General features: G+C 65.1%; 17 protein-coding genes. 10 read left to right on the top strand and 7 right to left on the bottom strand.

The window, feature by feature from the left end; genetic code table 11:
• Positions 1 to 213: 213 nt before the first annotated feature.
• From J8F10_RS00160 to ggt, 9 genes are all read left to right on the top strand, one after another.
• The gene (locus J8F10_RS00160; protein ID WP_210651438.1) at positions 214 to 1,836 is read left to right on the top strand and encodes a S26 family signal peptidase; all 1,623 of its coding nucleotides are present in this window, start codon (positions 214 to 216) and stop codon (positions 1,834 to 1,836) included.
• A gap of 163 nt (positions 1,837 to 1,999) precedes the next feature.
• Positions 2,000 to 3,766, top strand: coding sequence for a S26 family signal peptidase (locus J8F10_RS00155; RefSeq protein WP_210651436.1), 1,767 nt, complete (start codon positions 2,000 to 2,002; stop codon positions 3,764 to 3,766).
• 31 nt (positions 3,767 to 3,797) lie between these two features.
• Positions 3,798 to 4,220: an acyl-CoA thioesterase gene (locus J8F10_RS00150; protein ID WP_315854047.1), complete on the top strand. Its 423-nt coding sequence runs from the start codon at positions 3,798 to 3,800 to the stop codon at positions 4,218 to 4,220.
• Positions 4,221 to 4,491: 271 nt separating this feature from the next.
• The gene (locus tag J8F10_RS00145; protein ID WP_210651434.1) at positions 4,492 to 5,031 is read left to right on the top strand and encodes a MotA/TolQ/ExbB proton channel family protein; all 540 of its coding nucleotides are present in this window, start codon (positions 4,492 to 4,494) and stop codon (positions 5,029 to 5,031) included.
• On the top strand, positions 5,028 to 5,540 hold the full coding sequence (locus tag J8F10_RS00140; RefSeq protein WP_210651425.1) for a hypothetical protein: 513 nt from the start codon (positions 5,028 to 5,030) through the stop codon (positions 5,538 to 5,540). The genes J8F10_RS00145 and J8F10_RS00140 overlap by 4 nt, the downstream gene beginning before the upstream one ends.
• Before the next feature lie 25 nt (positions 5,541 to 5,565).
• A complete protein-coding gene (locus J8F10_RS00135; RefSeq protein ID WP_210651423.1) occupies positions 5,566 to 6,234 on the top strand; it encodes a hypothetical protein in 669 nt (222 codons plus the stop codon).
• 224 nt (positions 6,235 to 6,458) lie between these two features.
• Positions 6,459 to 8,924, top strand: coding sequence for a hypothetical protein (locus J8F10_RS00130; RefSeq protein WP_210651420.1), 2,466 nt, complete (start codon positions 6,459 to 6,461; stop codon positions 8,922 to 8,924).
• Between the two features lie 121 nt (positions 8,925 to 9,045).
• Positions 9,046 to 9,951: a methylenetetrahydrofolate reductase [NAD(P)H] gene (gene metF, locus J8F10_RS00125; protein ID WP_210651419.1), complete on the top strand. Its 906-nt coding sequence runs from the start codon at positions 9,046 to 9,048 to the stop codon at positions 9,949 to 9,951.
• 81 nt (positions 9,952 to 10,032) lie between these two features.
• Entirely contained in the window at positions 10,033 to 11,706 is a 1,674-nt protein-coding gene (gene ggt, locus J8F10_RS00120; protein WP_210651418.1) for a gamma-glutamyltransferase, read from the top strand.
• Positions 11,707 to 11,768: 62 nt separating this feature from the next.
• Here the strand turns inward: ggt and J8F10_RS00115 are convergent, their stop codons facing one another.
• On the bottom strand, positions 11,769 to 12,725 hold the full coding sequence (locus tag J8F10_RS00115; RefSeq protein ID WP_210651413.1) for an ornithine cyclodeaminase family protein: 957 nt from the start codon (positions 12,723 to 12,725) through the stop codon (positions 11,769 to 11,771).
• 88 nt (positions 12,726 to 12,813) lie between these two features.
• Complete coding sequence (locus J8F10_RS00110; RefSeq protein ID WP_210651405.1) at positions 12,814 to 14,010, bottom strand: pyridoxal phosphate-dependent aminotransferase; 1,197 nt, start codon at positions 14,008 to 14,010, stop codon at positions 12,814 to 12,816.
• Between the two features lie 97 nt (positions 14,011 to 14,107).
• On the opposite strand from J8F10_RS00110, the gene J8F10_RS00105 reads away from it, so the two are divergent.
• Entirely contained in the window at positions 14,108 to 15,436 is a 1,329-nt protein-coding gene (locus tag J8F10_RS00105; RefSeq protein ID WP_210651403.1) for a glycosyltransferase family 4 protein, read from the top strand.
• 82 nt (positions 15,437 to 15,518) lie between these two features.
• Here the strand turns inward: J8F10_RS00105 and J8F10_RS00100 are convergent, their stop codons facing one another.
• The 5 genes from J8F10_RS00100 to cysW all read right to left on the bottom strand — a co-directional run bounded on the left by J8F10_RS00100 (position 15,519) and on the right by cysW (position 19,381).
• Entirely contained in the window at positions 15,519 to 16,499 is a 981-nt protein-coding gene (locus J8F10_RS00100) for a DUF1559 domain-containing protein (protein WP_315854046.1), read from the bottom strand.
• Between the two features lie 48 nt (positions 16,500 to 16,547).
• Positions 16,548 to 16,988, bottom strand: a complete 441-nt coding sequence (lptM, locus tag J8F10_RS00095; RefSeq protein WP_210651401.1) for an LPS translocon maturation chaperone LptM — start codon at positions 16,986 to 16,988, stop codon at positions 16,548 to 16,550.
• A 75-nt stretch (positions 16,989 to 17,063) separates the two neighbouring features.
• A complete protein-coding gene (locus J8F10_RS00090; RefSeq protein WP_210651399.1) occupies positions 17,064 to 17,207 on the bottom strand; it encodes a hypothetical protein in 144 nt (47 codons plus the stop codon).
• A 187-nt stretch (positions 17,208 to 17,394) separates the two neighbouring features.
• Complete coding sequence (locus J8F10_RS00085) at positions 17,395 to 18,462, bottom strand: sulfate/molybdate ABC transporter ATP-binding protein (protein WP_210651397.1); 1,068 nt, start codon at positions 18,460 to 18,462, stop codon at positions 17,395 to 17,397.
• A 28-nt stretch (positions 18,463 to 18,490) separates the two neighbouring features.
• On the bottom strand, positions 18,491 to 19,381 hold the full coding sequence (gene cysW / locus J8F10_RS00080; RefSeq protein WP_210651395.1) for a sulfate ABC transporter permease subunit CysW: 891 nt from the start codon (positions 19,379 to 19,381) through the stop codon (positions 18,491 to 18,493).
• Positions 19,382 to 19,384: the final 3 nt, after the last annotated feature.

Here is a 19,384-nt window from a genome sequence, read left to right as displayed (position 1 = left end):
CGGCGGGGTGAGGGGTAAGCCCCTTGTGCGTGGAAGCAACCCCTCACCCGGCTCGCAAAGCCTCGCCACCCTCTCCCGCAAGGGGAGAGGGCAAGAACACAGGTCGCTACGCGGGTGCTTTGATTTGGTGCCGGTCTTTGAAATGAGGCCCGCTCGGGGCAGGAAACCAACTACGACCGTCCTCTCGGTGTGCGGTTACCGCCAAGACGCGACATGGATCACACCGACACCCCGCTACCCGTCGCGATGGACCTTCCGCCGGAAGAACCCGCGCCGGTGAGTGAAGTCACCGCCGCAGAGGTCCCGGTCCCCGCTGCCGGCGCGCCCGAAGTCGCCCCCGTCACTCAGCCCCCAAAAACCGCTCACACCGCACGAAACACGAGCCCCTTCCGCGCGCTGATCGTCGTGGTGGCGGGGTTCGTCGGTCTGTTTCTCGTGTTGCGCACGATCGCGGTGGAACCGTTCGGCGTGCCGACCGGCAGCATGGCCCCCGCGCTCAGCGGCCACCACCGCGACGGGCTGTGCCCGCGGTGCGGGTACACGGTCCGCGTCGGGCGCCCCGGTACGGGGAGCGCCACCGAGCACTTCAGGAAAGTGACCTGCCCGAACTGCGACCGCGACGTGTCACTGGTGGACGCACGCGACCTCAGCGGCGACCGGCTCCTCGTGGACAAGAACATCTACGACCTGCGCGCGCCGCGCCGGTGGGAAATGGTCGTGTTCCGGTGCCCGAACCCGAACCCGACGGAGTTCGGGAAACCGTATGTGAAGCGCCTCATCGGGCTGCCCGGCGAAACGATCCTCATCCGGGACGGCGACGTGTACTTGAAGCGCGCGGGCGACACATCCGCTCACGGCGAAATCGCCCGAAAGGGGCTCGCCGAGGTGCGCGAAACGGTGGTGCCGGTCTTCGACATGAACTTCGCCCCGAACCCCGGCGGTTGGGGGAGCCGCTGGCTCGTCAGCTCCGGCGACCCGCGCTTGCCAATGGGCACGGGGCCGGACCCGACCACGCCCCCGGTGATCGAAAACTACGCGCTCGTGCTGGATGCGTCTGATGCGCCGCAATCGACGCTCACGGCGTGGTACCGGCACTGGCACCTCGACGAGCGCCGTGAGAACCCGGTTCGCGTGTGGAACGCCTACGACGGTACACCCCGCCGGCCCAACGATCTCCCCGCCGCACACGACTTCTACGTGACGTGCGAAGTCGAAGTAACTGCCACGGTGGGGAGCGCGGGCGAGGCCAGCTTCGAGTGCCGGCTCGCCGACGGCGCCGATGGAGTTACGGCCGAAATCGCCGTGGGGCCGAAAGCGACGGGGCGCGCGGTGCTCGTTCACGAGTACCACGGCGGGTTGGGGAACGTGAGCGGGGTTGCGCTCGAAAAAGGGCGGAAGTACCACCTCGAGTTCGCCTTCGTGGACCGCCGGGCGACCCTCGCACTGGACGGCCGCGTGGTCGTGCCGCCCGCGGACCTGGAACCGGCGCCCAAGCGCGGGGACGTGTCCCGCCCGGTGCGCTTCGGCGCCCGCGGGTGCCGCGTCGTGGTCCGCGACATCAAACTGTACCGCGACATCCACTACATGTCGGACTACGGCGAGCACGGCACCCGGCACCCGGCGGTGCTCGGCCCGCACGAATACTACGTCCTCGGGGACAACAGCGGGAACTCCGAGGACAGCCGGAAATGGCCGACCCCGGGCGTGCCGGAAAGCGCCTTCATCGGTAAACCATTCCTCATTCACCAACCGCTCCGGCTCGGCCGGGTGTCGGTCGGCGGGCGCGAGCGCGTCTTCCAAACGCTCGACTGGTCCCGCCTGCGGTGGCTGCACTGACCCGCGCTACGGGCCGACCGACCAGATTGGTTCTCGTCACTGAACTCGAACCGGTGGGATCAATAGCGGTTCCGCCGGCCGTCGCCATAGAATTTCGGTTCGGACCGGGCGAACACTCAGTATCGCCGGCTCCCGCCCGGACGCTGCCCGAAGTGAGGTCCGAATGTCCAGCGCTTCCGCCCAGCACGCGACCGACGACAAGAAGAAGTTGCCGCGCGACCCGGCCCGCGAGGTCGTGGAGACGGTCGTGTTCGTCGTGGTCCTGGTGCTCCTACTGAAGCTGTTCGTCACGGAAGCGTTCGTCATCCCCACGGGATCGATGGCGGAAACGCTCTACGGCTACCAGAAGGTCATCACCTGCCCGAAGTGCGGGCACGCATTCCCGATCAACTCGCACGACGAGGTCGAGGGGGTCGCGCCGCAGAACAACCCGAACGGGAAGAAAGAGATCGTCCCGCTCACCCGGTACGTGTGCCCGAACTGCCGGCACTACGGGCTGATTTCCGACCTCAACCCGCGCCCCGATAACAACAGCGGCGACCGCGTGCTCGTGCTCAAGCCGCTGTACCACATTCGCTCCCCGCGGCGCGGCGACGTGGTCGTGTTCAAGTACCCACAGGCTCCGCAAACGCAGCAGACGGCCCAGAACTACATCAAACGGGCAATGGGCTTCGGCGGCGAGACGCTCGCCGTTCACCGCGGCGACCTGTTCGTGACGTCCTCGCTCACGTACCCGGACGACGACCCCGCGTTCGCCCGACCGGACGACCCGGTCGATTTGTGGAAGCCCGAGTACCGCTACCGGAACAGCACGAAGGCGACATCACTGTTCGCCGCGTCCCGCGCCGCCGGGTTCACGGGCGCCGTGCCGGGCGGGTTCCAAATCGTGCGCAAGGGCGAAGAGCAGATGCTCGCCGACCTCCGCATCGTCTGGGACAACGACAAACAACCGACCGAGTTAGGCGGACCGGTGAAGTCCCGGTGGCAAGCCGCCCCCGAAGGCGCGGCCCAGTGGCGCGCGGACGACCCGCGCTCGCCCCGGGCGTTCGGCCATACCGGGGACGCGCTCGACTGGATTCGGTACCAGCACCTGTCGGCGCTGTGGAAGACGGCCCCCGCCAACAAGATCGACGACACCCCCGCGACCGACCCGAAGGTGCTGGCCGAGCAGAAAGCGACTTACGTCGACAACTTCCTCGGGTACAACATCGGGCGCTCGAGCGGCGCCCACGAGCAGTCGTGGGTCGGCGATCTGAGCCTGGAGTGCGAGGTCGAACTCCAGGCCGGGGCCGAAGTCGCCCTCGAGCTGTCGAAGGGCGCGGACCGGTTCCGGGCGACGTTCGGCGGCGGGAAGGTGGTGCTCACCCGGTCCGGGCCGAGAGCGGGCGAGTTGGGCAGCAAGCCGTGTAAGGTGAGCACGGGTACCTACAAGGTCCGGTTCGCGAACGTGGACGCCCGGTTGTGGGTGTGGGTGGACGGGAAGCGGATCGACTTCGGCCCCGAGGCCGACTACGAACCGACCCAACTGAAAGACACGGAGTACGACCGCGACGACACCCACAAAGAGGGGTGGGTCCGCGCCAACGACATCGACGCCCCGGCAAACATCGGGGCGCGGGGCCAAGTGACCGCGATCCGCCACATCGCGCTCCACCGCGACATTTACTACACGTGGTCGCCCCCCGGGACGCAGTCCCTCCCGGCCGACTTCAACGAAGCGGACATCTTCTACGTGCAGCCCGGGCACTACTTCTGCATGGGCGACAACAGCGCCCACAGCTCCGACAGCCGCGAGTGGGGCGTCGTCCCGGACCGGCTGATGCTCGGCAAGGCCGTGTTCGTGTTCTACCCCGTGGCCTTCGACTGGAAGCTCGGCTGGCCGCCCGTTCGCTTCAAGGCGGGGAAGAACCGCGTCGGGTTCATCAAATAGCGCGGTTCAAGATCGGTGTCGCGAGAAAGACGTGTTTGCGCCGATCGCGCAGCGCGGAGGGAGCACGATGCTAACCGGCGAGATCCAGATCCGCGTGCGGTACGCCGAGACGGACCGAATGGGCCTGCTCCACCACGCGAACTACCTGGTGTACTTCGAGCAGGCCCGAACGGAGTTGCTCCGCGGGCGGCACGCATCGTATAAGGAACTGGAGGACCAGGGGTACTTCCTGGTCGTCGCGAAGGCCGAGGTGAAGTTCAAGAGCCCTGCGCACTACGACGACGTGCTGACGATCCGCACCACCGTGACGCGCACCTCCGCCGTCCGGCTGGAGCACAAGTACGAGGTGTTCCGCGACGGCGCGCTCATTACCGAGGGCGCGACGACGCTCGCGTGCGTGGGGCGCGACGGGAAGCTCCGCGAGATGCCGCAGTGGTTGTCTGAAACGAAATAGGCCGGGGGGAAGCCGACCCGGTTTCGTGATTGCGATAACGTGTTGAACGAGCCGCGACCGCGAGGGAGCGGGGACTGCGGCTCCCAGATTGAATCGCGACCGCGAAGAACCAGTTGTGCCTCCCGCTCCCTTGCGGTCGCGGCTCGTTACCAGGGGCGCGGCCCGCGACAAGAGACTCGGAGCCGGGCCGTCGGTGGAACCGACGCCCGAATAACGGCCCACCACTCACGGACCGGCCGCCCCCGGCCGTTCGCCAACGCAGGGAGGTTCCGTGCGCCGGTTCTGGATTCATCAGGTGCTCCCCGCGGTGTTCGCCGCGGTGCCGGTACTGGCCGCGGCGCTCGTCTTCGTCGCGGTGCCCGCCGACGCGCGGCGCGACTACCTCGCGCGCGTCGAGACGTCCCCCATCGACTGGATCATCGTCGGCGTCGGGTTCACGCTGTTCGTGGCGCAGGTCTTCCTGGCGTGGCGCGCGATGCGCTGGCTGGAAACGGACTTCGACCTCAAGGCCGATCGCTGGCTCGGCCACTTGTGCCAGGCCGCGGAGTGGTTCCCGCTGCTGGGGCTCATCGGGACGGTCGCGGCGATCCTCCAGACGTTCAGTTCGATCACCCCGGGCGCCAACCCGACCCCGCAGGACATCATCCGCAAGTACGCCCCCGCGATCACCGCGACCGGCGGCGGGCTGTACATGGCGTTCATCAACATTTTGCCCGTGTGGGTGGTCGCCATCGGGCGCGACCTGATCCGCTCACTGGCCGGCATCGCGCCGCCCCCCGAACCGCCCGGCGCGCCGGGGGCCAAACTGTGATTACCCCGCCGCGCCGGGCCGTCACCCGGTTCTTCATTCCCCTCATCGACGTCCTCATTCTGCTGTTCTGCATCTTCCTGCTGATGCCGTTCGTCAGCGGCGGGTCCGCGCCCGAAGCGACGGACACCAAACCGGCCCCACCGAAAGAACCGCTGCCCGACAACGTGCAGGAGCTGCAGCGCCAACTCGCCGAGGCCCGCGATCGCCTCGCGCGGACGGAAAAGCTCGCACAAGCTCGCGTAACAGACCGGCTCGTGGTGCGAGTGCTCCACACCGATCGCAAAGACGGCACGCTCTACTACTTCGACCCGGACCGGCAAGAGATTCGCACCGAGGCCGACGCCCAGCGGTTCCTGATTCACCAGAAGACGCTGGCGAGCAAGGCCGGCGGGGTGAAGGACCTCTACTTCCTGATCCTCTACCCGGAAAACTCGCTGGGGTTCCCGACGAAGACTCAGGAAGACCTAATCCACCACTGGTTCCGCGACATCCCGCACGAGTTCCAGTAGCCCCGCACGACGAGGCACAACCGCCATGTGTGAAACTCTGATCGCCGACGGGTTCGCGTCCGGGTTGAGCGAGAAACTCGCCGGGTACGTCATCAAGTGCTTGGCCGTCGGCGGCGGGTTCCTCGTCGGCTACTTCGTCGGCGGCGCGGTCGCGTGGGCACTCGACCGCTGGGTGTTCGCGCACAAGGCTCCCGTTCAGCTCAAGAAGTTGTGCTCCTTTCTCTGCGGTCTCGTTCTGGCCATCATTGTTGCTCTCATCGTGTTCGGTGATGGCGGCGGGGGGCTGCTCGGCGGGGGAGGAGCCCCGGGCGACGGGAAGGGAACGCCCGCACCGGAAGACAAAGGCAAACAACAGCCAACGCCGCCCGTCCCTCCGCAGGACGATCCGAAGATCGTACTGCCAAAAGTCGAACCCAAGCCGTCGGACCCGAAGCCGACGCCGGGGGACGTTCGGGTGGCCATCCTCAGCGGGGCCGACGTCCGCGACGGCAAGTTCTACGTGCTCGACTCCGAGGCCACACCGAAGACGTTCGACGAGCTGAAGAAGGCGATCACCGACCGCCGCGCGAACACTAAAATCGAACTGACGCTCGTCTTCCGGTTCGCAAAAGACCCGCTGTCCAACAGCCACCCGGAGATGAAGCGACTCAGCGCGTGGGTGCAAGAATCCAAGTTGCGCTTCCGCTACGAGTGAGCGACGCCCCATAACCGATCGAACGAACCGCGGCCGCAAAGGGAGTCACGGTCCCCGACAACGAGCCGCGACCGCAAGGGAGCGGGAGGCACAACCGAGCCCTCGCGGTCGCGATTCAATCTGGGAGCCACTGTTCCCGCTCCCTTGCGGTCGCGGCTCGTTGTCGGGGACCGTGACGGCTCGCCAAAGATTCCGAAACCACCTCAGCGCGACAATCTGCACTTATGGAGACACCCGATCCCCCTCCGTTCGATGTTCCCCGCGTGTTGCTGTTCGGGCACCGCGGATCGGGTAAATCCGCGCTCATTGGCGCACTGCTACAAGCGGGCGAGACGCAGGGCGAGACGCTTCGGGGTGAGGTGGTTAGCTCGTCGGTCGATTTGCCGCGCATCCGCGAGGCGGCGTACAGCGGAAAGCTCGAGTCCGCGAACACCGAGCTCTCCAGTTTCACGATCCGCTTGCGCCCGTGGCGCGTCGGCAAGCAAGCACTGATGGAACCGCTCACGGTCGTGCTCGACGACTGCGACGGCAAGGCGGCCGAAGCCCTGATGGACCACCCGGCCCCGATCACGCAGCGCGCGCCGGGCAGCCCGCTCGCGCGGGCCGTGGTGGAGACCGACGCCATTGTGCTGCTCGTGGACGCATCGAGCACGCGCGAGGAACTGGCCGAAGCGTTCGCCGAGTTCGATGCGTTCCTCACGACGGTCGAGCGGGCGAAGACCGATAGCCGCGCCGTCGGCGGGTTCCCGATTTTCCTCGTTCTGACGCAGTGCGACCGGCTCGCGCAGCCCGGCGATACGCAGAAGACGTGGGAAGCGCGCGTGAAAGACCGCGTGGATTATGCGTGGAAGGCGTTCGAGGAGTACCTGAAGGACGCGGACCCGGAAGACGGGCGCGAGTCGCCGTTTTTGGCGTTCGGCAGCGTCGAACTCGACGTGTCCGCGGTCGCCATTCGTCGGCCGCCGCTCACCGAGCACCCCGCCCCGGGGGACCAGCCGTACCAGGTCGCCGAACTGTTCCGCGATTGTTTTTCTGGGGCGAAGGCGCACCACGACCGCGTGCGCCGGTCCGACCGGCGCTTGTGGTGGACGGTGCGACTCGCGCTCACCGGGCTGACGTTCTTGCTCCTCACGCTCGGAACGATCGGGCTGTTCCCGCCGGAAACGACCGGTCCCGACCTCGCGGCAAAAATCGACGACTACGAGCGCCAGGAGCGCCCCGCCGCGGACCGCCTCGCGGACGAACACATCGAGCGCAACAAAAAGGCGCTGAACCGATTTGCGGGAGACAGCGCGTTCGCGCGCCTGTCCGAAGACCGGCGCGCGTTCGTGACGAGTCGGTTGAAGGAGATCGAGGATTACCAGGCGTACCGGACAAAGCTCGCGGGCGCAATTGCCCCGGCCGCCGCACGCAGCCTACCCGAGCTTGCAAAAGTCAAGGAATCACTGCGAGCCGAACTCGCCCTTCCCGCCGAATACTCCTGGGGCGAAACGAGTGCGGCCCAACTCCGCGACAAGTGGCTCTCAGACTGCTCCGCGCTCGAAGCCGCTCAATCGGCGTTCGTGGACAAGTACCGTACCTTCGACCGCGACGGCACCGTGCTCATGCTGAAACGGAGCTTTGACGAGAACTGGTTGAAAGACATTGACGCCCTCTTCGCGACGGCCGAGAAGCCGCCCTTTCCTCTCAACGCACCGATTCCGAACTCGCCCGCCGTGACTCAACCGCGTGGCGAAGCCATCACGTACCGCGTGCCTTATGAATTCGATGAAGCGTACAAGGCGCGCCGGTACTGGGAACAAACGCGCGATCAGATTATCCACTTGCGCGACCTCGCCGACGCACTCGGATTGATCTCTGCCCCGAACCGCCCGGAAGCAGTGCTCGTGCTCCCGGAACCCAACGGTGCGGACTCCGCGGCGCTCGCGGCAACGCGCTGGGCCGCGCTCGTGCGGACCTACACGCGACAAACCGAGGGCTTCCCGGAATGGGACGCGCAACACTTCCCCGACCCGGCGCGCGGGGAACTCGTCGCGCGCCTGCGGAAATCGTTTGAAACCGGCACCAAGCACGTTCACAAGTTGTTCGCGGTGAAGGACACCGCAGAAGGCTGGACGGCACTCGGGGCATCACTCACCGAGCCGAAATTCCGCGAGTGGGGCAAACTGCTGCACCTCCTGGCGCGCCTCCAGGACCCGAACGCTCCGGACCCGGTCGCGGAACTCGCGGCGTTCCTACACAACCTCGACAAGAAAGTGTTCGAGCTCGATTTGCAAGGTTTCGAGCTAACCGTCCCACTCGATCTCACGTTCGACCGCGTGGACCCGAACGGCCAATTCACGGTGACCGTCACGCACGCGAACCAGGCGACCGACGTCGCGAAGTTTACGGTCGGTAAGGGCGTGATGCGCGGCACAACGACCGTGTATCAACTGTTACCGGACGGCCCCACCAAGCTCACTTACCGCGCCGGGGATAGTTTGCGTGCGGAACTGCCGATCAAGGCCGGCGCGCGCGATCTGAAACTGCTCTGGGAAAACGGACCGACGAACACGTTCCAGTTCGACCGCCTCACGCGCGAACCGCGCCTTACGAAAACCACCCCGGGCACCGAACCGGCAACCGGCGTGCGACTCACACTCAACGCGGGCAGCGTACCGAAGTTCCCGGTGCTATTTCCTCTGAAGTAGCGTTTCGATTGTCCCGGGCGGGCGCTCTCGTGGGTAACTGCACCTGTCGCCGCCCGCCGAATTGGGTAAACTTCTCGTACAAGACTCTTCCAAAACCAACGCGAACACCGGCGCACACGCCATGCACATACAGGACATTTTCGCCCAGCACCGCACCACGTTCAGCTTCGAGTTCTTCCCCCCGAAGACCGATGAAGCGAGCGAGGAACTGTTCCGCACGATCGCGGCGCTGCAATCGCTTCAGCCGTCGTTCGTGTCGGTGACCTACGGGGCCGGCGGATCGACGCGCGACCGCACGCACGACCTCGTGGTGCGCATCGAGCGCGACACCAACCTCACCGCGGTGTCGCACCTCACCTGCGTGTGTCACTCGCTGCCGGAAATGACCGCCATCCTCGACCGCTACGCGACCAGCGGGATCGAAAACGTGCTCGCGCTGAGCGGCGACCCGCCCAAGAATCTCGCGAACTACGATCGCGCGAAGGATGCGTTCCACTACGCAGAAGAACTGGTGAAGTTCCTCCGCACCCGGCCCGGGGCGAACGGGCGCGGGTTCGGGATCGGGGTCGCGGGGTTCCCGGAGGGGCACCCCGGGTGCCCGAACCGGCTCCAGGAAATGGACAACCTGAAGCGCAAGGTGGACGCGGGCGCGGACTACATCTGCACCCAACTGTTCTTCGAGAACCGCGACTTCTACGACTTCCGCGAGCGCTGCGACCTGGCCGGGATCAAGGTTCCGATCATCGCAGGGATCATGCCGATCACGTCGAAGTCGGGCATGGTCCGCATGGCGGAACTGGCGGCCGGAGCGCACTTCCCCGCCAAACTGATTCGCGCGGTCGGCCGGTGTGCGGACGACGACGCGGTGGCCCGCGTGGGGATCAGTTGGGCGACCGAGCAGTGCGCGGACCTGCTACACAACAACGTGCGCGGGATTCACTTTTACACGCTCAACAAGTCCGACGCGACGCGCCAGATCTATCAGAACCTCGGGGTCGAAAGTTCGGCCGCGTTGCGTGCGGGGTGATCTTCGTTCGAGCGGGCCGGGAGCAAAACCCCGGCCCGCCGTGCTCCTGCACGTCCACCACTCGCGGGTACCAAACTCACCATGATTCGCGCTGCTCTGCTCCTCGCGCTACTTCTTCTCCAACCTCTCACCGCTACCGCGCAGCCCAAAGCGGAAACCGTTACGTCAAAAGGTGGCGTGGTGGTGTGCGTATCGCCGCCCGCGGCCGATGTGGGGCTGAAAGTGCTGAAGGCCGGCGGCAACGCGGTGGACGCCGCAGTCGCGACCGCGTTCGCGATGGCCGTGACATGGCCCGAAGCCGGTAACATCGGCGGCGGCGGGTTCATGATGATCGCGCCGGCCGGTAAAGACCCGACGTGCATCGAGTACCGCGAAACGTCCCCGGTCGCCGCGAAGCCCGATCTGTTCGCGGACGGCAAGGTGACGTGGTTGAACCATAAGGCCGCGGGCGTGCCGGGTACGGTGCGCGGGCTGGCACTCGCTCACAAGAAATACGGCAAGCTCGAATGGAAAACGCTCGTGCTGCCGGCAGCGGAACTCGCCGAGAACGGCTTCACCGTGAACGCGGTCCTCGCGGGCGGACTGAACAAGGTGCTCGCTGACGCAAAGACCACGAACGCGGAGTTCAAGCGCGTCTACGGCAAGCCGGGCGGCGAGAAGTGGCGCGGGGGCGATAAGCTCGTGCTGAAAGACCTCGGCCACACGCTGCGTGTGATCGCGGAGAAGGGCGCGGATGCGTTCTACACGGGCGAACTCGCGGACCTGCTCGAAAAAGAGATGAAGGCCGAAGGCGGGCTCATCACGAAGGCGGACCTGGAAGCCTACAAAGCGAACGAGCGCAAGCCGATCCACGCCACGTTCCGCGGGTTCGATGTGTACGGCCCTCCTCCTCCGAGTTCGGGCGGGGTGGCCATCGCCGAGATGCTCAACATCCTCGAAAACTTCGACCTCAAGAAGCAGGGGCGCTGGGCACCCGAAACCTCGCACCTCATGATCGAAGCCATGAAGCGCGCCTACACGGACCGCGCGCGGCACCTCGGCGACCCGGACTTCACCAAGATCCCCGCCGAACTCACCACCAAGGACTACGCGAAGAAACTCGCGGCGACGATCGACCTCCAGAAAGCGACCCCGAGTGCGGAACTCGCGCCGGAAATCCCACTCGACAAGCAGAGCGACAGCACCACGCACTTCTCGGTCGTCGACAAAGACGGGCTGGCGGTGAGCAACACGTACACGCTCGAAAACAGTTACGGCAACCGCGTCGTGGTTCACGGCGCGGGTTACATTCTCAACAACGAGATGACCGACTTCAACACGCGCCCGGGGTTCACGAGCACGAAGGGCGACATCGGCACGAAGCCGAACCAGATCGCCCCGGGCAAGCGGATGCTCTCGTCCATGACGCCGGTCATCGTGCTGAAGGACGGCAAACCGGTGCTCATCACCGGTAGTCCCGGCGGGCGCACGATCATCAACACGGTGCTGTGCATCGTGCTGAACGTGACCGAGTTCGGAATGCCCATCGATGAAGCCGTGAGCGCGCCGCGCCTGCACCACCAGTGGTTCCCGGATGCCGCACGGTTCGAGGGCGTGAAGTCACACCCGGAACTGGTGACGAAACTGAAGGCACTCGGCCACACCATCACCGAAGCGCGACAAGGCGATGGGCACTCGATCTGGATCGACCCCAAGACGGGTCTGCGGACCGGAGCTGCGGATAAGCGCCTGGATGGAAAGGCTGTGGGGGAGTGATGTAGGGTGGGTCAAGGCCCTACGTAGAGCCCTAACCCACCCTACAAGAAATCACAAACCAGTTACACAAGCAGTTCCTTGCCCAAGCCCTGTTGCTTCGCTAGTTCGACGACCTTTACGGCCAGCGCGATGTCCTCAATGCCCAGCCCCAACGACTTGAACAGCGTCACGTCTTGGGGCGATTCGCGGCCCGTGTAGCGCCCGACCAGTAGAGGCGCGAGTTCCAACACGTTGCCCCACTGGAGCACGCCCAACCTCAGCGGTTCCACGAAGTCTCCCGCCTCCATTTTCGCTTGGTCCTTGCTGTCCACGCTCACGAGCCGCGTGCGGCGAAACACTTCAACATCGGTCTCCGTCTTGGTGTTGATGTTCGAGCCAATGATGTTCAAGTGCTGGCCCTCGCTCACCCATTCGCCGAATAACACGGGTTCGCGTGCGGCGGTCGCGGTGATAACGATGTCCAGTCCCTTCGCGGCCTCCTCCGGCTTCTCGACGGGGACGACCTCGACCCCGGTTTCCTGCGCGAGTTGGGCCGCGAACTCCTTTCGGCGCTCGGCATCCCGGCCGTAAACGTAAGCCTTCTTGATGCGGCGCACTTTGCACACGGCGAGCAGTTGCGTGCGGGCCTGCTTCCCCGTACCGAACAGCCCGACGGTGCTGGAATCGGCACGGGCGAGCTTCTTCGTCGCGACCCCGCTCGCGGCACCGGTGCGGAACTGGCCGAGTAGGTCGGCCTCGACGATCGCGGTCATTCCGCCTTGCTTCGGGTCGAACAGGGTGACGTGAAACTTCGCGCCGATTTTTGATGTGGTGTACGCCTTGAACCCGAGCGCGCCGAGCGTCTTGGCCGCGGCCGGCAGCACGTGCAGCATCACGTGATCGGTCTGGCACCGCTGCCGCGGGTTGTTGACGGCTTCTTCGAGTGCGAGTTTGCGGAACGCCGCGGACACCGCGTCGAGCGCGAGGTCCATCGTGAGAACGCGCGCGACGTCGGCTTCGGTCAGATAGAGGATGGGCATAGCTGCACTCCGAGCGAACCCCGGCCGCGGGGCCGGTGGGTGTGGGCACACGGGTACGAACACCCGCCGGCCGCGAGGTGGGGTTCGCCTAGCGCCCGGTGCCGAGCCATTCCTTCAGTTTGGCGATCCCGGCCTCGATCGTCGCGCGGTTGGTCGCGAACGACATCCGCACGAACCCCTCTGCTCCGAACGCGGCACCAGGCACCAGGTTCACGTGCGCCTGCTCCAGTAGAGCGTTGCAGAACGTGAGCGAGTCCGTGACCTGCGTGGTCCCGAACGTCTTGCCGAAGTACGCGGACACGTCGAAGAAAGCGTAGAACGCGCCTTCGGGTGCGGGCAACTTCACGCCCGGAATCTGGCCGAGCAGCCCGAGCGTTAGTTCCCGGCGCCCGGCGAACTCCGTCCGCATCTCCGCGACGCACTCCTGCGGCCCGCTGAGCGCGGCCACCAGTGCGGCCTGACTCACGCTCGACGGGCAGCTCGTTTCCTGGCTCTGGATCGTGTCCATCGCCTTCACGACGGCCGCGGGCGCGATCGCCCAACCCATGCGCCAACCGGTCATCGCGTAGCTCTTGCTCGCGCCGCTCACGGTGATGGTGCGGTCCTTCAACCACGGTCGGAGCGTCGCGATGCACGTGGGCTTCGCGGTGCCGTAGGTGAGTTGCTCGTAAATCTCGTCACTGAGGATAGCAGCATCCGTGCCGTCCATCGCGTCCACGATAGCTTCCAGCTCGGCGCGCGAGTAGACCGTGCCGGTCGGGTTGCACGGCGAGTTCAGCATGAGCATCCGCGTGCGCGGCGTGGTCGCGGCGCGGAGCTGCGCTGGGGTCATCTTGAACCCGCTCTCGGGGGTCGTCGTCACCAGCACGGGCGTGGCGCCGGTCATGCTCACGAGGTCGGAATAACTCACCCAGTACGGGGTCGGGATGATGACCTCGTCGCCCGGTCCGACGGTCGCGGCGAGCGCGTTGTGGAGCGAGTGCTTCGCGCCGTTCGACACGATCACGTTTTCCGGGCCGCAATCGAGGCCGTGGAACGTCTTGTACCACTTCGCGATGGCCGCTTTCACCTCCGCGGTGCCCGCGGTGGGGGTGTAGTGCGTTTGGCCCCCGGCCGCCGCGTGTTCGGCCGCGGCGCAGATGTGTTTGGGCGTATCAAAGTCCGGTTCGCCGAGGCTGAAGTCGAATACCTTCACGCCGGCCGCCTTCAGTTGACGGGCCTTCGTGCCCGCGGCTATTGTGGCGGACGGCTTCACGGAACTGGCCAACTGCGAAATACGGATCATGTCGCGTTCAGTCCTGAAACGAGTGGGAGTGGACCTCGAAGTTCCATCGTACCGGATTCGCCGGGCGCTGGAATCCCCTATCCCCTCGGAAGGTGGAATGCACGTCGCGCAATTCGTCCAGCGGTACCCTCCGGCCCTCGGCGGTTCGGAAGCGTACACCGCGCGCTTGTGCGAGTACCTGGCCGCGTGCGGCGACGGCGTGAGCGTATGGACGAGCACCGCCGTTGAACTGAGCGAGATGTGGGGGAGAGAAGACACCCCCTCCCCAACCCCTCCCCTAAACGGAGAGGGGCTTAAAACCGAAGAGCGCGCAGAGGCTGCTGTGTTTGGCTCTGCTCCCCCTTCCTTCTTAGGGAAGGGGGCCGGGGGGTTAGGTCGTCTTAATCTCCTCCGCTACCCTCCCCTGCACTTCCGCGGTCGGCGGTATGTCCTCAAAGCCCTCTCGCTGCTCCCGCTGCGCCGGTGGCAGTGTTTCACCACACCGTGCAACCCGATTTCCCTCGCGATGTGGCAGGACGCCGCGCGCTACGATGGTCCGCTCGACGCAGTACACGCGACCGCGTTCCCGTACTCGTTCCCGATCGCGTGTGGGTTGAAGCTCGCCCGGCGGCGCGGGGTGCCGTTCCTGCTCACGCCGTTCCTGCACCTCGGTGACCCGACCGACCCAATCGACCACACACGCAAGCAGTACACCAAACCGCACCTGCGTTGGCTCCTGAAGCAAGCCGATCGCGTGTTCGTACAGACCCGCGCCGAGCGCGATGCCGCGGTGTCACTTGGCGTCGCGGAGAAGAAAGTTGTGCTGCAAGGTTTGGGGGTCGATGCAAGCGAATGCACCGGCGGCAATCGTGGAAGCACGCGACGAGGGTGGGGTATCGGAGAGGGAGAGGCGGTCGTCGGGCATTTGGCCAACAACAGCGCCGAGAAAGGGACCGTCGATCTGCTGCTTGCCGCAGAACGAGCGTGGGCGCGGGGGCACCGGTTCCATGTCGTGTTGGCGGGGCCGGAGATGCCGAACTTCCGCACGTTCTGGAACACGTTCGGGCCGAAAGATCGCGTGACGCGACTCGGCACGCTCACCGATGAGCAGAAGCGCGACTTCTTCGCGGGGATTGATTGCTTCGCACTGCCGTCGCGCTGCGATTCGTTCGGGCTGGTGCTGCTCGAAGCGTGGGCCAATGAGAAACCAAACCTCGTCTACCGCGCGGGTGGACCGGCCGAACTCGTTCGCCACAACATTGATGGGCTTCAGGCCGCGTGCGGTGACGTTACGGAACTCGCGGAACACCTCGGTCGATTGGTCACTGACGCGAACTTCCGGCAAGCACTCGGTGATACCGGGCGGTCGCGAGTCGTGCGTGAGTTTCAGTGGAGTGAAAAGTTGGAATTGGTGCGAGAAACGATTCGCGAAGTGATGACCAAGTAGAAGCAATCGGGTCGACGAGTTCGTGTGCCGCTCCAGTGGGACACGAACTCGTCGACCCGATGTAATCAGCGATCTCAAAGGATTAATTGTTGTCGCTGAGCGTTTCGCCGCCGTTGCGCGTCACCATCGCGGCCAATGCCCGAATGCTGATCGACTGGCGGATGAAGCGGACCGAGCCGTCGGCGAACAGCGCGTTCGTGCCCCCGGTGTGGAAGCTGTAAATGTGGCCGGTGCCGTCCGTGTTGTAGAACGGGTGCGGGTAACTGCCGAGCGCTTCGCCGTTGGTCGCGTTGACCGCGCTCGCGCCGGGGAAGGTGGTACCCGTGGCATCGGACCCACGCAGGATGTTCAGTTCCGAGGCGGGCCGGCACCAGCCGCCGCCGTTCACGCGGTTGAGGCCACTCGCGGTAATCACCAACCTGCCGTTCCGGTAAATGTTCGGGCGGCCCGCGCTCTCCGTCAGGTGCAGCGTGTTGCTCAGCCCGTCGCTGAAGGCGCTGAAGTTCAGCTTGGTCGTCTTCGAGATCGCGCCGTTATCGACCTTGCCCGTCCCGGTGGTGATGAGGCCGAGCGTCTCCAGTTCCGGGGACACGCCGTAGAACCCGCTGTAGTCACCGTTGGCGACGATGTTCGTCCACGCGGGCGACGTGTCCGGCGCGCCGTCCACCACTTGTCCGTTCGGGGCCGACGGGCACTCGAACGCCTTCAACTTGGTGCCGAACGTCCCCGGCTGTAAGTGCCAGTTCGTCGTCAGGCTCACCTGCTTGTAGAGGTTGTCCTGCTCGATGTACGGGAGCAGGTACGTCGCCCAGCGCACGCGGACCGTACTGACCGCGTCCGGGCGGATGTTGCTCGGCAGCCCGTTGTTGGGGTCGTGGTAGTTGTGGAACGCCAAGCCGAATTGCTTCAGGTTGTTACTGCACGTCATGCGGGCGGCCGCTTCGCGAACCTTTTGGACCGCGGGGAGGAGTAACCCGATCAAGATCGCAATGATGGCGATCACCACCAGGAGCTCGATTAGGGTAAACGCGCGGCGGTTCAGCGGGCGAATTCGGGTCGTCACAGACAGTTCCTCGATTGGTTAGGAGAGAGTTCGTCAGGTAGTTAGTGTTCAGCGCTTCACAGTAAACGGGGTCAGTTCGGTCGGGCCGGCGTTCACGGTCGCCTTCAGGCCCGACGAATCGGGTTTCGCGTACTTGTCGGACAAGCGGTTCGCCGGCGGGTCGTCACCCTTCCCGCTCAGCCACAATTCGACCGTTACGCGGTACTCGCCGGGCGCCGCGCCGTCACCGGTGGTGTAGCTGGTCAGGGTGAACGACCCGTCCGCGCCCACCTTACCCCGCGGCTTTACCGCGTTCGGGTCGGTCGCATCGACCGGGTGGAACACCACGGTCGCGTGCTCGAGCGACTTCCCATCGGGCGCCGTGACCTTCCCGGTCACGGGATAAAGGACCGGCCCCTTCTGACCGCACCCGGTGAGCGCGGCGCAAACCGCGAAGAGGGCGAATGAAACGATGACTCGGCCGCGCCGGTGTGTGTAGCTGGGTGTCATTGGACTTCGGTAAAGGAAGACGCGAGCGGGCGCATCGCGCGGTGGTAGGTCGGACTCGGATCGAACATCAGCGCGTCAACAAAGACACTCCGGAGCCATCGAACTGGCGACTTCAGCGGCGCTCGTGTCGTCCGCCGGTTCTGCGATCACACCGTATTCCGCGGCCGGCAACCGACCGGACAGGAGGCGGAAGTAGCGGTCGAGTAGTCCCTCAGTCATGGTCTTGCTCCGAATCATCACTTCGCAAAGCGTCTTAGTCGGGCTCAGGAAGTGTATCGGCAGATTAATCACTTAACAAGTGCGAAATGTGATAATGAATTCATCAGCCGCATAAAAGCAGAAACAGCTTGCGGTTATATCCGCAAGCTGTTTGCTGGAAAGACACTTGGTGGGCAATGCCGACTGCTCAAATTATGTATTCCGCCTCGAAGATCCGAGCGCTCTTCGGCGTAACGTACACGGTTTCATTCTGTTTGAGTGCGAGCGCGTGGTAGCGGTCCGGGGTGACGTCCACATTAATCATGAGGCCGAAGTCTTCGGCCAGGAGCCGGACCTTCACAACCGAGCCGGCGGGGTTGATGTGAACGATCTTGCTGAGCAAACAATTCCCGCCCTCGGCGGTGCGCGAGATGTCGAGTTCGTGCGGGCGGATGTAGGCGTCCGTGCGCCCGTTCTCGTTCGTGCCGAACAGTTTGGCGGGGAGTTCGACCGTGCCGGTTTCCCCCAGCAGCGCCCGACCGCCTTCGACCCGGACCGGCAACTTGTTCACGTTCCCCAAAAAGTCCATTACGAACTCGTTCTTCGGGTGCTCGAACACCTCGATCGGCCGGCCGTCTTGCTCCACGCGCCCCTTGTTCAGCACCACCACCCGGTCTGCGACCTCGAACGCTTCTTCCTGATCGTGCGTGACGAAAATGCTCGTGACGTGCAGTTCGTTGTGGAGCCGGCGGAGCCAGTCGCGCAGTTCGGCCCGCACCTTCGCATCAAGGGCACCGAACGGTTCATCGAGTAGCAGCACCTTCGGTTCGGGCGCCAGCGCGCGAACAAGCGCGATGCGCTGCTTCTGACCGCCCGACAGGTTCGCGGGATAGAGTGGCGCCTTCTCTTCGAGGCGCACGAGACGAAGCAGTTCCTTCACGCGATCGCGGACGCGCTCTTCCGGCCACTTCCGCACGCGCAGCCCGAACGCCACGTTCTCGAACACGGTCATGTGCCGGAACAGTGCGTAGTGCTGGAACACGAACCCCACGTTGCGGTCGCGTGCGGAGTGTTTGGTGATGTCGTCGTCGCGGAAGAGTACGGTACCCGAGTCGGGCACTTCTAGCCCCGCGATCACGCGGAGCAGGGTGGTCTTCCCGGACCCGGACGGGCCGAGGAGCGCCACCAGTTCCCCGACCGGGCAATCGACGCTCACGTTATCGAGCGCGACGAACCCACCGAACCGCTTCGTTACGTTTTGGGCTGTAATTGACATAGTTTGGTTCACAGCAGAGAGCGCGAGATCAGTTCGCGTTCGCCTTCGTTTTCTCTGCGCTCTCCGTGCCCTCTGCGGTGGAGTTCTTCTTTCCTTCGACCCAGACCTTGAGCAACAGCGTGACGACCGCGAGCATCGTCAGCACGGACGCGAGCGCGAACGCGGCCGGACTGTTGAAGTCCTGGAACAGCACTTCCACTTGAAGCGGCATCGTACAGGTTTCGCCCGCGATCCGGCCCGATACGACGTACACCGCACCGAACTCGCCCATCGCACGGGCGTTGCACAGGATGACGCCGTAGAGCAGGCCCCACTTGATGTTCGGCAGCGTGATGCGCCAGAAGATCTGCCGACCGTTCGCGCCCAAACTCAGGGCGGCGAATTCTTCATCCGGGCCAATCGCTTCCATCACGGGAATCAGTTCGCGTGCAACGAACGGCAGCGTGACGAACGTGGTCGCGAGCACCAGCCCCGGCACGGTAAAGAGCACCTGAAAACCGTTCGCGCGGAGCCACGGCCCCAATAAGCCTTGCAAGCCAAAGAGGAGCACAAACATCAACCCCGCGACCACCGGTGACACCGAAAAGGGCACGTCGATGAGCGTCACTAACAGTGTGCGCCCGGGGAACTTGAACCGCGTAATCGCCCACGCTGCGGCGACACCGAACACCAAGTTCGACAGCACCGCGAGCGGCGCGACCGTAAGCGTGAGCAGCACCGAGTGGCGCGTGTCCGCGTCGCCCGTGAGGTTGCTCCAGTACGCGCCGACGCCATCAGCGAGTGCTTCCGCGAACACGCTCACCACGGGAATCACGACCAGCACCGTGAGCACGAGTAGCGCGAGCGATGTGAGCGTGACCCGAACCCAGAGCGGGTCGGTGCGTCGGGCGGTACGGCGGTTGGCTTCAGTGGGCGTCATGGG

It is taken from the genome of Gemmata palustris, assembly GCF_017939745.1.
Classification (GTDB): Bacteria; Planctomycetota; Planctomycetia; order Gemmatales; family Gemmataceae; genus Gemmata; species Gemmata palustris.
The sequence above is the reverse complement of the archived record's forward strand: the minus strand, read 5'-3'. Positions and strand labels throughout refer to the sequence as shown.

Bases quoted from the DNA above. Each gene is read 5' to 3' on its own strand.
- J8F10_RS00160 (WP_210651438.1), top strand. From the start codon at position 214: ATGGATCACACCGACACCCCGCTACCCGTCGCGATGGACCTTCCGCCG.
- J8F10_RS00155 (WP_210651436.1), top strand. From the start codon at position 2,000: ATGTCCAGCGCTTCCGCCCAGCACGCGACCGACGACAAGAAGAAGTTG.
- J8F10_RS00135 (WP_210651423.1), top strand. From the start codon at position 5,566: ATGTGTGAAACTCTGATCGCCGACGGGTTCGCGTCCGGGTTGAGCGAG.
- J8F10_RS00130 (WP_210651420.1), top strand. From the start codon at position 6,459: ATGGAGACACCCGATCCCCCTCCGTTCGATGTTCCCCGCGTGTTGCTG.
- metF (WP_210651419.1), top strand. From the start codon at position 9,046: ATGCACATACAGGACATTTTCGCCCAGCACCGCACCACGTTCAGCTTC.
- ggt (WP_210651418.1), top strand. From the start codon at position 10,033: ATGATTCGCGCTGCTCTGCTCCTCGCGCTACTTCTTCTCCAACCTCTC.
- J8F10_RS00115 (WP_210651413.1), bottom strand. From the start codon at position 12,725: ATGCCCATCCTCTATCTGACCGAAGCCGACGTCGCGCGCGTTCTCACG.
- J8F10_RS00110 (WP_210651405.1), bottom strand. From the start codon at position 14,010: ATGATCCGTATTTCGCAGTTGGCCAGTTCCGTGAAGCCGTCCGCCACA.
- J8F10_RS00105 (WP_210651403.1), top strand. From the start codon at position 14,108: ATGCACGTCGCGCAATTCGTCCAGCGGTACCCTCCGGCCCTCGGCGGT.
- lptM (WP_210651401.1), bottom strand. From the start codon at position 16,988: ATGACACCCAGCTACACACACCGGCGCGGCCGAGTCATCGTTTCATTC.
- J8F10_RS00090 (WP_210651399.1), bottom strand. From the start codon at position 17,207: ATGACTGAGGGACTACTCGACCGCTACTTCCGCCTCCTGTCCGGTCGG.
- J8F10_RS00085 (WP_210651397.1), bottom strand. From the start codon at position 18,462: ATGTCAATTACAGCCCAAAACGTAACGAAGCGGTTCGGTGGGTTCGTC.
- cysW (WP_210651395.1), bottom strand. From the start codon at position 19,381: ATGACGCCCACTGAAGCCAACCGCCGTACCGCCCGACGCACCGACCCG.